Genomic DNA, 14,790 nt, shown 5'->3' on the forward strand with positions numbered 1-14,790 from the left:
GGCGGAATGGACACCACGCCGAGTCAGATCCGTCAGGTGTTCATACTGCTCAGGCGTGAGTTGCACACTATATTTGTGCGGACGAGCCATTCCATATGATAAACTCTTTAATTGAACGCTGTAATGAGTCAGTTCACCGGCTCCACCATGGGCATGGGACGCGGCGTGGTCAGGTTGATGCCCGCGCTCGCCAGGATCACGCAGGCGATGGCCAGCCACTGCAACCCGGCCAGCGCCTCGCCCAGAAACAGCAGGCCGCACACCGCGCCCATCGCGGGTTCGATGCTCATCATCACGCCGAAGACGCGCGGCGGGACCAGCCGCAACGCGCGCATTTCCAGGCTGTAGGGCAGGGCGCTGGACAGCGCGGCCACGCCCAGCCCGGTCAGCAACACGCCCGGAGCCAGCAGCGCCGTGCCCGCCTGCGCCACCCCGAACGGCACGCACACGGCGGCGGCCACCAGCATCCCCACGGCCACGCCCGTGGTTCCCGGCAGCCGCCGTCCCACCGCGCCCCCCAGCAGGATGTACGCCGCCCAGAAGCCGCCCGCCGTCAGCGCCAGCGTCACGCCGATGGGGTCCAGCGCGGCCCCGGTGCCGTGGGGCGAGATCAGAAAGATGCCCAGCCCGGCCAGCGCCACCCAGACAAAATCCAGCGCCCGCCGCGATAGCGCCGCCGCCAGCAGCAACGGTCCCAGAAATTCCAGGGTCACGGCAATCGCCAGCGGCAGCCGGTCCAACGACAGGTAATAGGTCAGGTTCATCAGGCCCAGCACCGCGCCGTAGGGCAACACCGCCTGCCAATCCTTGCGGGTCAGCACGCGCAGGTTGGGCCGGCAGATCACCAGCAGGATCGCGGCGGCCAGGCCCACCCGCAGGCCGGTGGCCCCCAGCGCGCCGATCAGCGGAAACAGCGTCTTGGCATAGGCCGCGCCCGCCTGAATGCTCAGCATGGACAGCAGCAGCGCCGGAATGGGAGGAAGGGAAAAGGGGCGCATCCGGGGCCATTATGGGGCCGGGCAAAAAGGGGTGAGCGCCTGCGTTCCCCCTGGCTGAACGGGCCGGAACAAGCCCATCGAGGCCACAGAAGCGGGAGGACCGAAGACAGAACGGTGGGGCCGGGTGTAGTAAAGCGACAAAACGGGCCGCATCTGCACGGCCCGTTTTCTGATTGGCTGACGCTGACAGCCCTAGCGCCCCGTCGCCCACTTGATCAGCCCGGCTTCCAGCTCGTTGCTCAGGCCGTCGATCTCGGGAATCATCCGCACGCCCACCGAGTACAGCCCGCTTTCCGCCAGCGGCACGTCGGCGCTGAAGGTGCCGTCGCCCCGGCTCTTCAGGGGGAAGCGGGTCAGGTGTCCGGCGCGTTGCAACACCGCTTCCACGCGCAGTTCCTCCAGACTGATGCCTGCCGGGTTGACCTGGGCGCTGACCGGCGCGGTCTGGCCGGGATGACAGGTGGCGGGCAGCTCGGCGTGGGCGCTGAGGCTGGTGTACGGCCATTGCTGGCGCACCCAGGTTTTCCACCCGGCAATCGCGCGGGCCTGGGCGCTGCGGTCTGCGGCCACCACTTGGCCGCGCAGGCCCAGCGGCAGATAGTAGTTCTGCACGTAGTCGATCACCTGACGCTGCATCGAAAAACGCGGGCTGACCGTCTCGATAGAGCGGCGCACCGTGTAGGCCCACGAGTCCTCGCCCGTGGCCCCCCCGTAATAGCGCGGCGTGATCTCGTCTTCCAGCGTCTGATACAGGCTGTAGGCGTCGGCGTCGTCCTGCACGTGCAGGTCCGCGTATTCACGGTCCTCGCCAATCGGCCAGCCGTTGGTCCCGTCATAGCCCTCGCGCCACCAGCCGTCCAGCACGCTGAAATTGGGGCTGCCGTTGAAGCTGGCCTTCATGCCGCTGGTTCCCGACGCCTCCAGCGGGCGGCGCGGGTTGTTGAGCCAGATGTCCACGCCCTGCACCAGATGGCGGGCCACGTTCATGTCGTAGTTTTCCAGAATCACGATCTTGCCCCGGAACTCGGGCTCTTGGGACATCCGGTAAATCTCCTGTATGAACGCCTTGCCGGGATTGTCGGCGGGGTGCGCCTTGCCCGCGAAGACGAACTGTACCGGGCGCTCGGGGTGATTGACGATGCGGCTCAGGCGCTCGCGGTCCCGGAACAGCAGCGTGGCGCGCTTGTAGGTGGCAAAACGCCGCGCAAAACCGATGGTCAGGGTGTGCTCGTCCAGCAGCGAATCGGTGGCGGCCACGTCGGCGGCGCTGGCCCCGTTGCGCAGCATCTGCTCGCGCATGCGGACGCGGATAAACGCGATCATCTCGCGCTTGGTCTCCAGTTGCACGTTGCTCAGTTGCGCGTCGGTCAGCCCGTCCACCGCCTTCCACATGGCCTCGTCTTCCAGCCGCTCGGTCCAGTCCCCCGGCAGCACCGTGGACAGCAGATCGCGCATGGCCTGACTGGTAAAGGTCAGGTTGTGCGCGCCGTTGGTGACGTGTCCAATCGGCACCTCCTCGGCCTCCGCGCCGGGGTACAGGAACTTCCACATGTCGCGGCTGACCTCGCCGTGCAGCTCCGAGACGCCGTTGGCCGCGCGGCTCATCCGCAGGGCGAACACGGTCATCGAGAACGCGGGCACGGTCTGGCCGTCCCAGTTCTGATCGTGGCGGGCCAGCTCGTACAGTTCCTCGCGCGTGGTGGACAGCAGGCCCGGCCACTGGCCCAGGTAGCGGTCCATCAGGTCATAGGCAAAGGCGTCGTTCCCGGCAGCCACCGGGGTATGCGTGGTAAACAGCGTGGAGCTGGCCACCGTTTCCAGCGCGGTGCGGAAGTCCAGACCCGCATTGACCTCCTCGCGGATGCGCTCCAGGCCCAGCAGGGCGGCGTGGCCCTCGTTCATGTGGTACACGGCGGCGGGAACCTCCAGCGCGCGCAGCGCCCGGATGCCCGCCACGCCCAGCAACACGTACTGCTGCACGCGCAGTTCCTGGTTGCCGCCGTACAGGCGGGCCGTCAGCTTGCGGTCCTCCTCGTTGTTCTCGGGCACGTTGGTGTCCAGCAGCAGCACCCGGATGCGCCCGATGGTTAGGTTCCACACCCGCACCTGCACCTCGCGGCTGCCGATCCTCACCGACACCCGCGCCTCCTGGCCATCGGGGGTTCGGGCGGGGGTAATGGGCAGGGTGGTCAGGTCCAGCTCGTCATACGCCTCGTTCTGCCAGCCGTCCTTGTCGAACAGTTGCCGGAAGTAGCCTTGATGGAACAGCATGCCCACCGCCGTGAAGGGCAGCCCCAGGTCCGAGGCACTCTTGCAGTGGTCCCCGGCCAGCACGCCCAGGCCGCCGCTGTAGATCGGCAGCGACTCGTGAAAGCCGTACTCCATGCTGAAATAGGCCACCGGCTGCATTGCGGGGGCGTTCTGGCTGGCCCAGGTCTTCTTCTTGGTCATGTAGGCGTCGAAGTCGGCCATGACCGCCCGGTAACGGGCCTGATAATCCCTGTCGGCGGCCACCGTTTCCAGCCGGGCCTGCGGCACTTCCAGCAGGGTCCGCACCGGGTTTTGCCCGAAGTCCTCCCACACCTGCGGGTCCAGCTCGCGGTACAGCGCCTGTGCGTGCGGGGTCCAAGACCAGTACAGGTTGTAGGCCAGCTCCGAGAGCCGCGCGATGGACGGCGGCAACTGGGGCAGCACCGTGACTTTGCCAATGACGTTCATATGGCTCAGAGCTTACCCCACAGACCCGTCTGGAGACTGCGCTGTGGACGCTGAAAATAACGGTTGTCCAGACAGAAGCCGAGGGGCTGTTGGGGGCGTTCCTGTCTCGTTTTTTCGAGTGAGGATGCCCACAGCGAAGCGGGCGAACATCAATCTGGCGGTGGCCGATCTCACGAAGCTGGGGCAGCGCCGCCCGTGATCCCGACTCTGTGCCCCGACGCTCTACGTCCTGCGGCGCTAACCTCTGGCCGTGACTGGACCGAACGCGGAGATGGACCCCGAAACTCAGGCTTTAATGGACGAGGGAGACCGCCTGGCCCGCCATCTGGCGCAGACGCTGGACGCCACGCTGCACGACCAGCCGCGCCTGATTTTCCTGGGCCGCAGTCTCGCGCTGAATCTGGTGCGCGCCTTCCTGCCCACTGTCGAACATGTGACCATGCGGGCCGGAAAACCGCTGCACGCGGTCCTCGATCTGGATGAACGCGGGCGAGCCGTGGTCCAGACGGTCACGGCGGACGGTGAGCTGAACGCCGTTCTCCCCGTGGACGACTTGCTGCGCGACCTGCTGTTTGTGCGTGGCGTGCTGAATCTGGTGGTGCGAACGCATTTGCAAAACGCGGTTCACGGCGACGAACACCACGCCACCCGCGCCCTCGTCGCCTGCCTGAAAAGCCGCCCAGTGCTGGACGCAATGGGAAGGCAGATTCAGGTCTGGATGGGGAAGAAGTCGCCGCGTCGCTAATTCCTCTATTACGCTCAGAGTAGAATTGGCTGCATGACCACTCCCGCCCCCGACAAAATTGACGCTGATACGCCTGCGCCGGATGCGCCCGGATCAGATACGCACAGGCCGGACACCCTGGTGCTGATCGACGGCCACGCGCTGGCGTTCCGCTCGTATTTCGCGCTGCCGCCGCTGAGCAATTCCCAGGGCGAGGCCACCAACGCCATCGTCGGCTTTCTGCGTCTGACCCTGCGGCTGGCGCGGCAGCGCAGCAACCAGATCATCGTGGTCTTCGATCCGCCGGTCAAGACCTTCCGGCACGAGCAGTTCGAGGGCTACAAATCGGGCCGCGCCGAGATGCCCAGCGACCTGCCCGGCCAGATCAACCGCATCCGCGAAATCGTGGACGCCATCGGCTTTCCGCGCCTGGAAGAACCCGGCTACGAGGCCGATGACGTGATCGCCTCATTGACCCGCAAGGCCGAGGGCAACGGGATGCAGGTCCGCATCGTGACCAGTGACCGCGACGCTTATCAACTGCTGGATGACCATGTGCGCGTCATCACCAACGATTTCCGCCTGATCGGCCCGGACGAGGTGCTGGAAAAATACGGCGTGACCGTGCGCCAGTGGGTGGATTACCGCGCCCTGACCGGAGACGCCAGCGACAACATCCCCGGCGCGAAGGGGATCGGCCCCAAGACGGCCTCCAAGCTGCTTCAGGACTACGGCACGCTGGAGAAGGTGTACCAGGCCGCCCACGCTGGCACGGTGGAACCAAAAGGAACGCGGGAAAAGCTGCTGGCCTCCGAGCAGAACGTGCAGTTCAGCCACCAACTGTCGTGCATGGTCACGGACCTGCCGCTGGACGTGGAATTCGGCACGGGCCGCCTGCCGGGCAACCCCGCCCGCCTGTCTGAGCTGCTGAACGAGCTGGAGCTGCACGCCATCGGGCGCGACATCGCGGGTCTGGACGGCCCGGAGGAGGTGGCCCCCGATACCGACGTGGATGAGGCCGCTGGACCTGTCGCCGCCTTCGAGCCGCCCCGGACCGAAGCCTGGCGCACCCCGAAAGAGGGCGCGATCTGGGGCTATGTGCTGTCGCGCGAGGATGACCTGACGGCGGCGCTGACCGGGGCCGCCACCTTTGAGCCGACGAAGGATGGCGGGGGCATCACCCGCGCAGCCCCAGCGCAGGAACCCGACGAGTGGAAGAACGCCCAGGCCGCCGCCCCTGCCCCGAATCTGTTCGACACTGCTGGGCCGCTCTCTAAAAAGGAGCAGAAGGCCGCCGAAAAAGCTGTCAGGGACGCTGACAAGGCCGCTGCCAAACTGCACGCGCAGCATCCCGCCACCGTGGACGATGCCGAGTTCGTGGGCCAGCGTCAGGTCAACGCTGCCGCCGCCAAAGCCCTGGCCGCCCACCTGAGCGTGCGCGGAACGGTGGTGGAGCCGGGCGACGATCCGCTGATCATGGCGTATCTGCTGGACCCGGCCAACATGACTATGGCGCTGGTGACCAAGCGGTATCTGAACATGGCCTGGCCGGACGAAGCGGCGGGTCGCGCGGCCATCTCCGCCCGTCTGCTGACCGACCTGCCCCCCCAGCTCGACGAGGCCCGCACCAGGCTCTACGACGACATGGAAAAACCCCTGGCCGCCGTCCTGGCCCGCATGGAAGTGCGCGGTGTGCGCCTGGATTCCGAGTACCTGCGCGGGCTGGCCGCCTCCACCGCCGCCCGGTTGCAAACGCTGGAGGCCGAGATTCACACGCACGCCGGGCGCGAGTTTTCCATTCGCAGCCCGCAGCAACTGGAAACGGTGCTGTACGACGAGCTGGGGCTGGCCAGCGGCAAGAAGACCAAATTGACCGGCAAGCGCAGCACGGCGATCAGCGCCCTGGAACCCCTGCGGGGCGAGCATCCGGTCATTCCCCTCCTGCTGGAATACCGCGAGCTGGACAAGCTGCGCGGCACCTACCTCGATCCGCTGCCCCATCTGGTCAACCCGCGCACCGGGCGGCTGCACACCACCTTCGCGCAGACGGCGGTGGCCACCGGACGCCTGAGCAGCCTGAACCCCAACCTCCAGAACATCCCCATCCGCTCCGAGGTGGGCCGCGAGATTCGCAAGGGGTTTATTGCCGACCAGGGCTTTTGCCTGATCGCCGCCGATTACTCGCAGATCGAGCTGCGGCTGCTGGCCCACATTTCCGGCGATCCCCTGATGCGCCGGGCGTTTCAGGAAGGTGCCGACATCCACCGCCGCACCGCCGCGCAGGTGCTGGGGCTGGACGAGGGCGGCATCACCCCCGATCAGCGCCGCGCCGCCAAGACCGTCAACTTTGGCGTGCTGTACGGCATGAGCGCCCACCGCCTCAGCCACGATCTGGGCATTGCCTACGCGGACGCGGCCTCGTTTATCGAGATCTATTTCAGCACCTATCCGGGCATCCGCAAGTACATCGACGAGACGCTTGAATTTGGCCGCACACGGGGCTACGTGGAAACCATGTATGGCCGCCGCCGCTACGTTCCCGAATTGACCGCCACGAACCGCAACGTGCGCGAGGCAGGTGAGCGGCTGGCCTACAACATGCCCATCCAAGGAACGGCCTCCGACATCATCAAGCTGGCGATGGTCAAACTGGATAGGGAACTGGACGCCCTGGGCGCACGCCTGCTGCTTCAGGTCCACGATGAACTGCTGATCGAGGCCCCCGAGGACCGCGCCGATGAGGTGGCCCGCGTGACCCGCCAGATCATGGAGGGCGCGGCCAGCCTGAGCGTGCCGCTGGCGGTGGAGGCCGGGGTGGGGCCGAACTGGTATGACGCGAAGTGATGGAGCTGTCCAACACTCAAGCCGTTTGGCCCTCCGCAGGACAGGCAGTCAGCACTGGTCTTCCATCCCAACCTCTCACTCTGGAATGTCACCCTCCTGATTTTCATGACGGTGAGCATTGAACCCAAGCTGCTTTTGGCCCGTACCCCTGCCATGAGAAACGGGCCGTGCTGCATTCGCTGATCGAGTGGATGACCACCACTACCGTGTCCCTGAGCGAGGAGTACGGCGTCAATCCGGTCATCTTCGGCGTCCTCTACTTCGGCACTATGCCGCTGTTCGCGCTGTCGGTGGCGTGGTGGATTCGGCGCTTCCGGCGGGGAGAATCCACAATTTTGCCCGCCAGCGTGACGGGCGTGCTGTTTATTGCCGCGTACCTGTACGTGCTGGTGGCTGGGCGCAATTTGCCTGTATGGGTTTACGTTTTCATGGCCGCCATGCTCACCCTCGGTGGCGTCTCGACCTGGCGGCAATTAAAGAAGGGCCGGGCCTCAGCGTCACCCTGACCCGGCCCGTCCAGTTGCAGATTTATATGCCGAAGAAGGTCTGGACCAGCAGGAACACGTTCAGGCCGATGATCAGTGCCGTGACGCTCCAGCCCACCCACTTCCAGAATGAATTGATCACGAATTCGCCCATCTTGGCGCGGTCCCCGCTGAACATCATCAGCGGCACCACGGCAAACGACAGTTGCAGCGACAGGATTACCTGCGACAGGATCAGCAGTTGCCCGGTGCCGCGCTCGCCGTAGATCAGAATGACGATCACGGTGGGAATGACGGCCAGCAGGCGCGTGACCAGCCGCCGCTGCCACGGTTTCAGGCGAATGTTAACGAAGCCTTCCATGACGATCTGCCCGGTCAGCGTGCCGGTCAGGGTGCTGTTCTGCCCGGAGGCCAGCAGCGCCACGGCAAACAGAATGCTGGCCGCCCCCGCCCCCAGCAGCGGCGAGAGCAATCTGTAGGCGTCCTGAATCTCGGCGATGTCGGTGCGGCCCACCGCATGAAAGGCCGCCGCCGCCAGAACCAGGATCGAGGCGTTGATGAAAAAAGCGAAGGTCAGCGCGATGGTGGAATCGATGGTGAAGAATTTAATGGCCTCGCGCTTGCCCTCCGGCGTGCGGTTGTAGCCGCGCGTGTTGACGATGGCCGAATGCAGGTACAGGTTGTGCGGCATGACCGTGGCCCCCAGGATGCCGATGCCCACGTACAACACACCGGGGTCCAGCAACTGGCGCGACGGCACGAAGCCCGCCAGCAGCGGCGCAAGCTCGGGCTGCGAGAAGACCATCTCGAAAATAAAGGCCACAGCGATGGTGGCGATCAATGTGATGACCAGCGCCTCGATATACCGGAAGCCGCGCTGTTGCAGCATCAGGATCAGCAGCACATCCGCCACCGTGATGATCACGCCGATCAGCAGCGGCATCCCGAACAGCAGATTCAGCGCGATGGCCGTGCCGATCACCTCGGCCAGATCGGTGGCGATAATCGCGATCTCGGCGGAAATCCACAGCGCGATGCTGGCGGGTTTACTGAAGTGGTCCCGGCACGCCTGCGCCAGATCACGCCCGGTGGCGACGCCCAGCCGCGCGGTCAGGGCTTGCAGGTAGATCGCCATCAGGCTGGAAATCAGCACCATGCTCAGCAGGGTGTAGCCGTAGGCGCTACCCCCCGCGATGGACGTGGCCCAGTTGCCGGGGTCCATGTAGCCCACCGCCACCAGCGCCCCCGGCCCCAGAAATGCCAGAAAGCGCCGCCAGGGCGGCTTGTGGTAAGGGATGGGAATGCGCTCGACGTCGCTCAGCGATTCGCGCAGGTTCTCTTTGCGCCAGCCGCTTCCGGTCATCGGGCGGGCATCTGGAGAAGGAGGCGGTGGAACAGGGAGGACCGGTGTGAAAACATGCGCCACTTTAGGCTCACCTAAATCAAATCGCAAGCGCTGCCATTCATAGATGTTAAAGGTCTGGAATCGCGCGGACCTGGCAGGTGGACAGTTCGCTGGCAGACAGGCGGGGGACGCCCCCCGGCCCATGCCCTAACCTGACCACATGACCATCAAAGCGGTGTTCTGGGATATCGGCGGCGTCCTGCTGACCAACGGCTGGGACCGTGAGCAGCGTGCAGACGTGCTGGGGCGCTTTGGCCTGGACTCTGGCGAATTCACCGAGCGCCACAAGCTGGCCGCCCCGGAGCTGGAGCTGGGCCGCATGACCCTGGCCGAGTATATGGGGCAGACCCTCTTTTATACCCCGCGCGACTTTTCCCCTGACGACTTCCGCGCCGCGATGGAGGCCGAGAGCCAGCCGCACGCCGACGCCCTGGCGCTGGCCCGCGAGCTGTCGAGCCGATGGCGCATGTACGCGCTGAACAACGAGGGCCACGACCTGAACGATCACCGCATCCAGACCTTCGGGTTGCACGACTGCCTGCTGGCCTTCTTCAGCTCGTGCTATCTGGGCGTCATGAAACCTAACCCGGCGATTTACCGTCTGGCCCTGCAACTCGCCAACGTGCGACCGGAGGAGGCCGTGATGATCGATGACCGCTCCCAGAACGCCGAGGCCGCCCGTTCGGTGGGCATGAGCGCCGTGCATTACCGGAACGCCGCGCAACTCCGGGAGGAGCTGGCGGCGCTGGGGGTGCAGTGACCCTAGGGTGGGTGAGGCGGTCAGAGCATTTGTCAAAAGAGTTCTCCACTTTTGACCTAACGGGCGGGCGAGCGTCCTCATGGGCGTCTGTTCTGCCCAAGACAGTGAGTGAATTTTGCCGAGTATTTGGGACTTGCACAGCTCCGCAGGAGAGAACCGAAGCATCGGGAGTCTCTTTTCCCGCTGCTGTAACTCGGACAAGTGCTCTAGACCTTCACGAACTCCTGCACGCCCATCACGAACATCACGGCCCCGCCCACCGGCACCTCCACTGGATCGCTGACCAGGCCCTCGTTTTGCTCGCCCATCGGGACGCTGGGGGCCACCAGGCGGCTGCGGGTGCGGCAGGTCTGGCGCACGAAGCGTTTCAGGTCGTCCATTCGCTCGTCCGAGACGCCGATCATCAGGGTGGTATTGCCCTCGCGCAGAAAGCCGCCAGTGCTGGCAAGTTTGGTGACCTCGAAGGCATTTTCCGAGAGGACGCGCACCAGCGCCGTGGCGTCTGCATCCTGAATGACCGCGAGTACGAGCTTCATGAGGTAGAGCATAGCAAAAGCGCTGTGAGCGGGCGGTCAGGGCTGTCTTTCGCCTGGCGGAGAGTCTGAAGGTCTTATTGTCTAAAGGCGGGATGCGCCATCAGACCATTGGACGCATTGACTGCGGCGTTCCCTGCGGCTCTCACGCCCCGCTCAGATTGGCGAACTTGACCAGCAGTTTCTTGGTTCCCGCCGACGGAAAATGGACCGTGACCTCCTGTTTGTCGCCCGATCCGGCCACCGCAAGGACCTGGCCCTCGCCGAATTTGGGATGCCTGACCCGCTCGCCGCCCCGGTAAGCCATGCCCGCCGTCATGGGGCTGGTGTTCTTGACAGCAGACACGACCGGCACGCTGGGCCGGTACTGTTTCCAGGTCTTGGCGCGGTATTCCACCACCTGACCGTAGGGGTCGACGGTGTCGAAGCCGCCCTCGATTTCCTCCAGAAAGCGGCTGTCCTCGGCAGAGTTGGTCTTGCCGTACTGCATCCGGTTCTGTGCGGCGGTCAGGAACAGGCGTTCCATCGCGCGCGTGATGCCCACGTAAAACAGCCGCCGCTCCTCTTCGATGCCCCCCGCCTCGGTCAGCGCGCCCCTGCTGGGCAGCAAGCCTTCCTCAGTCCCCACGATAAAGACCACCGGGAATTCCAGCCCCTTGGCGTTGTGCAGGGTCATGAGGGTCACGGCGTCTTCCGGCACGTCCTTGTTTTCGGTCCTTGAGCGCATGTCGTCCACGCTGGACAGCAGCGCCGCCTCGTCCAGAAAATCGCCGATGGTGCCGTCGTTGTCGCCGGACCATTCCTCGGCGGCGTTGATCAGCTCGTCCAGGTTCTCCATGCGAATCTGGCCTTCCTGTCCTTCCTGGCGCAGCAGGTCCAGATACCCGCTGGTCTCGATCACAAAGCGCAGAAAGGCGGCGGGTTCGTAGTTCTCGGCGGCGTCGCTCATGGCCGTCATCAGTCTGGCGAACTCCACCGACTTCTGCGCCCCCCGGTCCAGGATGTGGTCGTCCTCGGCCTGCGCGCAGGCGGTCAGCAGCGGCACGTTGTTGATGCGTGCCCAGTCCATCAGCTTTTCCAGTGCGGTGTCGCCGATGCCGCGCCGGGGCCGCCCGATAATGCGGCGCAGGGCCACATCGTCTGCCGGATTCAGCGCCAGGCGCGCGTAAGCCAGGATGTCCCGGATCTCGCGGCGGTCATAGAAGCCCACACCGCCCACGATCTTGGCCGGAATCTGCACGCGCCGCAGCGACTCTTCCATCACGCGCGACTGGGCGTTGGTACGGTACAGGATTGCCATCTCGGTGAACTTGCGGCCCTCGTTGTGCAACCGTGTCAGCCACTCGGCCACGAAATCGCCCTCGGCACGGTGATCGGTGGCGCGGTGGAACATGACCGCGTGGCCGTTTTCCTTGACCGCCCGCAGCGTCTTGTCCATGCGCTCGGTGTTGTTCTCGATCAGCTTGTTCGCTAGATTCAGCACGCTGGCGCTGGAGCGGTAGTTGTGTTCCAGAATATAGACTTTAGAGGCCGGGTAATCTTTCTGGAAGTCGAGGATGTTCTGAATATCCGCGCCCCTGAACTTGTAGATCGACTGGTCTGGGTCACCCACAACAAGTAGATTTTTATCTCTACTCGCCAGCAACCGCGTCAATTCATACTGGGATCTGTTCGTGTCCTGATACTCGTCCACATGAATAAACTTGGCGCGGTTCTGGACCGCATTCAGCACGCCCGGCATTTCCTGAAAGACCCGCACGGTCTCGGTAATCAGGTCCCCGAAATCGATGGCATTCTGGCCTTTCTTGCGCCCTTCATAACGGCGGTAGGCTTCGGCAGCCACCTCACGCGGCAGGCCGCTGATGTAGGGATCGCCGCTCCTTGCCAGGTCATCCGGCGTCAGCAGGTTGCTCTTGGCACGGTCCACGATGCCGCGCAGCACGCGCGGGCTGGTGTCCGGGCCGATGCCGGGAATGCTCCCCATCACTTCCTTGAAGATGTCGAGTTGATCGTCGTCGTCGTAAATGACGAAGCCGCGCCGCAGGCCGATGTGTTCGCCGTACTGGCGCAGAATCCGCACGCCCGCGCTGTGAAAGGTGCTCATCCACAGTTTGTTCGCGCCGGGCATCAGGTGAGCGGCGCGCTCGCGCATCTCGGCGGCGGCCTTGTTGGTAAAGGTCACGGCCAGAATCTCGCCGGGATCCACGCCATGATGGGTGATCAGGCGCGCAATCCGGTAGATCAGCGTGCGCGTCTTGCCGCTGCCCGCTCCGGCGATGACCAAGGCGGGGCCAGTGAAATGGTCAGCGGCCTGCGCCTGCGTTTCATTCAGTTGGCTCAATAAATCGGTCTGGTCCGGCGCAGAAGTCACCGCCGGAGTCTAGCAGGGTTCATTCTGCTGGAGGCGTAATGTTTGAGAAACTGGGGGACGCCGGGTTGGCGGGCTGACCCATCAGCTTGTTCTCGCTGTCTTTCACGCACCAGCAGGCTGTACTCGTCCTGGGCGCAGATGAACGGGGTCAGGTTTTGGTCTGCGGCAATTCGCGCCGCCTCACGCACCTGCGCTGCGCTCAGGTTGGAGCAGCCGATGGCGCGCACCTGTCCGGCCTGCACCAGCTCGTGCAGGGTCTCCAGCGTGTCGGCCAGCGGCGTCTCCGGATCTGGACGGTGAAGCTGATACAGGTCGAGATGGTCGGTCCCCAGGCGCTTGAGGCTGGCGGCCAGCGCCTTTCGGATATAGGTGGGGCTGGCCCCCTGGCCCGCCTCGCCCATATCCAGCCCAAACTTGCTGGCCAGCACTACATTGTTCCGCTCCGTACCCAGCGCCTTGCCCAGCATCTCCTCCGAGCCGCCCCGATTGCCGTAAATGTCGGCGGTGTCGAACAGGGTGATGCCGTGGTCCAGCGCGGCCCGGACCACGGCGTTGGTGGCGGCCTGATCCAGCCTGCCGCCGAAGTTATTGCACCCCAGGCCCACCAGCGAGACTTCGGGGCCGCCCTTGCCGAGTTTGCGTTGCTTCATGCGTTCAATTCTGAACCGAGTGGGCGCAGGCTCCATGAGGGAGGTGGCAAGCCACACCCAGGTCACGGTGTGATGGGAGCGAGAAGTTGCCACGCGGTCAGCCAGCCGGACGACGTTGGGGTCAGGACTTCTGACCACGGGTGGCCTGTCTGTCTCAGCTCCGTGAAACGGTGCCGCAGCCCTGTTCGCGCTGATTCAAGACTGCCATCTCGATCAGTCTGAGCTGGCCAGTTGGCACTGCGGATGAAGGACCTTGCTACACCATCGAATTTCCCCAGGACGCCTAGATCGCGCACCGAACCTTCGTCTGGAGAAAAGCGAAACGAGAAAACCGCGCACCAGGCGCGGTCTTTTCTTGGTGGAGGCTTGGGGATTCGAACCCCAGACCCTCCGCTTGCAAAGCGGATGCTCTCCCGCTGAGCTAAGCCCCCTCAGCGGGGCGCAGATTAGCAGATGGCAGGTGCGCATGGCAAGTGGTGATCGTGACACCAGCAACCCCGATGGGCCGATACTGCACCCATGACCGATTTGATAGGCTGGCCGCAGGGACCACGGGGACGCGGCCTACTTGGGGACCTGTTCCTGGGTAATGTGCCCGAGTTGCGGCGCGACGCGTTGGGCTTCATGCGCCACGCGCGCGCGGCCTACGGTGACGTATTCCGGTTGCGTCTTGGCCCGCGCGACGTGCTGGTGGTGGCCGAACCCGCCGCCGCGCGTGAGGTTCTGGTGGACCAGGCGGCCCACTTCCGTAAGGGACGCGGCATCCAGAAGATGCGCGAGTTTCTGGGCGACGGCCTGCTGACCGCCGAGGGGCAGACCTGGCGCACGCACCGCCGCCTGATGCAGCCCGCCTTTCACCGCGCCGCCCTGTGCGATATGGCGGCGGCGATTGGTGAGGCGTGTGACCCGCTGCTGGCCCACCTTGAGGTGGCAACCCTGATGGCCTGACAAATTTTATGAGAGCGGACGAAAAACGAGTTGCCAGCCGACTTCAAGGGTGGTTTGAGGAGGGGCATGAAGGCGTTTCCGCTGACCTGGTGGCTCAGGGTCAGGCCCGCCCTGGAGCGTCAGGTGAGAGAAGATTGCCTGACCACGGCTCAGCGCGTAATGAACCGCCCAGAGACCGATCTTGAGGTAGCTCAGCGCCCGCCGCCAGTGGGGATCGACGTGTCGTCGATCCCCACGCTGCACCACCTCGATACCTTCGGAGACGAGCAGCAAGGTCGCCACCGACAGCACCAGGATCAGGCGCTCCAGACTGGCGGCGTCGCGCAGCCTGGAATCTTCCAACCCGAACAGACC

11 protein-coding genes, 1 tRNA gene and 1 pseudogene are annotated in these 14,790 nt (G+C 64.7%); 5 read left to right on the forward strand and 8 right to left on the reverse strand.

Annotation, left to right across the window (positions count from 1 at the left end):
* Positions 1 to 128: 128 nt before the first annotated feature.
* Together Q322_RS0117245 and glgP are read right to left on the reverse strand one after the other, a co-directional pair.
* Positions 129 to 998 carry an EamA family transporter gene (locus Q322_RS0117245; RefSeq protein ID WP_029479123.1) on the reverse strand — a complete coding sequence of 290 codons (870 nt, stop codon included), beginning with the start codon at positions 996 to 998 and terminating at the stop codon, positions 129 to 131.
* 192 nt (positions 999 to 1,190) lie between these two features.
* Positions 1,191 to 3,716 (reverse strand): alpha-glucan family phosphorylase, encoded by a 2,526-nt coding sequence (gene glgP / locus Q322_RS0117250; RefSeq protein WP_029479124.1) that lies wholly within the window; start codon positions 3,714 to 3,716, stop codon positions 1,191 to 1,193.
* A gap of 250 nt (positions 3,717 to 3,966) precedes the next feature.
* Between glgP and Q322_RS0117255 the strand changes: the two genes are divergently transcribed.
* The 3 genes from Q322_RS0117255 (at position 3,967) to Q322_RS0117265 (ending at position 7,790) form a co-directional block, all read left to right on the forward strand.
* Positions 3,967 to 4,461 (forward strand): hypothetical protein, encoded by a 495-nt coding sequence (locus Q322_RS0117255; protein ID WP_245593307.1) that lies wholly within the window; start codon positions 3,967 to 3,969, stop codon positions 4,459 to 4,461.
* Between the two features lie 33 nt (positions 4,462 to 4,494).
* Positions 4,495 to 7,284 carry a DNA polymerase I gene (gene polA, locus Q322_RS0117260; protein WP_084148056.1) on the forward strand — a complete coding sequence of 930 codons (2,790 nt, stop codon included), beginning with the start codon at positions 4,495 to 4,497 and terminating at the stop codon, positions 7,282 to 7,284.
* A 167-nt stretch (positions 7,285 to 7,451) separates the two neighbouring features.
* The gene (locus Q322_RS0117265; protein ID WP_051668713.1) at positions 7,452 to 7,790 is read left to right on the forward strand and encodes a hypothetical protein; all 339 of its coding nucleotides are present in this window, start codon (positions 7,452 to 7,454) and stop codon (positions 7,788 to 7,790) included.
* Positions 7,791 to 7,812: 22 nt separating this feature from the next.
* Here Q322_RS0117265 and Q322_RS0117270 read toward each other — a convergent pair whose 3' ends face one another.
* On the reverse strand, positions 7,813 to 9,132 hold the full coding sequence (locus tag Q322_RS0117270) for an Nramp family divalent metal transporter (RefSeq protein ID WP_029479128.1): 1,320 nt from the start codon (positions 9,130 to 9,132) through the stop codon (positions 7,813 to 7,815).
* 202 nt (positions 9,133 to 9,334) lie between these two features.
* Between Q322_RS0117270 and Q322_RS0117275 the strand changes: the two genes are divergently transcribed.
* Entirely contained in the window at positions 9,335 to 9,934 is a 600-nt protein-coding gene (locus Q322_RS0117275; RefSeq protein WP_029479129.1) for an HAD family hydrolase, read from the forward strand.
* A gap of 206 nt (positions 9,935 to 10,140) precedes the next feature.
* Here Q322_RS0117275 and Q322_RS0117280 read toward each other — a convergent pair whose 3' ends face one another.
* The 4 genes from Q322_RS0117280 to Q322_RS0117295 all read right to left on the reverse strand — a co-directional run bounded on the left by Q322_RS0117280 (position 10,141) and on the right by Q322_RS0117295 (position 13,919).
* Entirely contained in the window at positions 10,141 to 10,470 is a 330-nt protein-coding gene (locus tag Q322_RS0117280; protein ID WP_029479130.1) for a cyclic-di-AMP receptor, read from the reverse strand.
* Positions 10,471 to 10,612: 142 nt separating this feature from the next.
* A complete protein-coding gene (locus Q322_RS0117285; protein ID WP_029479131.1) occupies positions 10,613 to 12,838 on the reverse strand; it encodes an ATP-dependent helicase in 2,226 nt (741 codons plus the stop codon).
* The gene (locus Q322_RS0117290; RefSeq protein ID WP_029479132.1) at positions 12,835 to 13,488 is read right to left on the reverse strand and encodes an aldo/keto reductase; all 654 of its coding nucleotides are present in this window, start codon (positions 13,486 to 13,488) and stop codon (positions 12,835 to 12,837) included. Before Q322_RS0117290 ends, Q322_RS0117285 begins: the two co-directional genes overlap by 4 nt.
* A gap of 356 nt (positions 13,489 to 13,844) precedes the next feature.
* A tRNA-Ala gene (locus Q322_RS0117295) sits at positions 13,845 to 13,919 on the reverse strand.
* Between the two features lie 88 nt (positions 13,920 to 14,007).
* Between Q322_RS0117295 and Q322_RS0117300 the strand changes: the two genes are divergently transcribed.
* Entirely contained in the window at positions 14,008 to 14,436 is a 429-nt protein-coding gene (locus Q322_RS0117300; protein WP_084148057.1) for a cytochrome P450, read from the forward strand.
* A 6-nt stretch (positions 14,437 to 14,442) separates the two neighbouring features.
* On the opposite strand, the pseudogene Q322_RS23940 reads toward Q322_RS0117300, so the two are convergent.
* A pseudogene (locus Q322_RS23940) lies at positions 14,443 to 14,790 on the reverse strand (transposase); the annotation flags it as partial.

Origin of the sequence: Deinococcus frigens DSM 12807, from assembly GCF_000701425.1 — a bacterium.
GTDB lineage: Bacteria > Deinococcota > Deinococci > Deinococcales > Deinococcaceae > Deinococcus > Deinococcus frigens.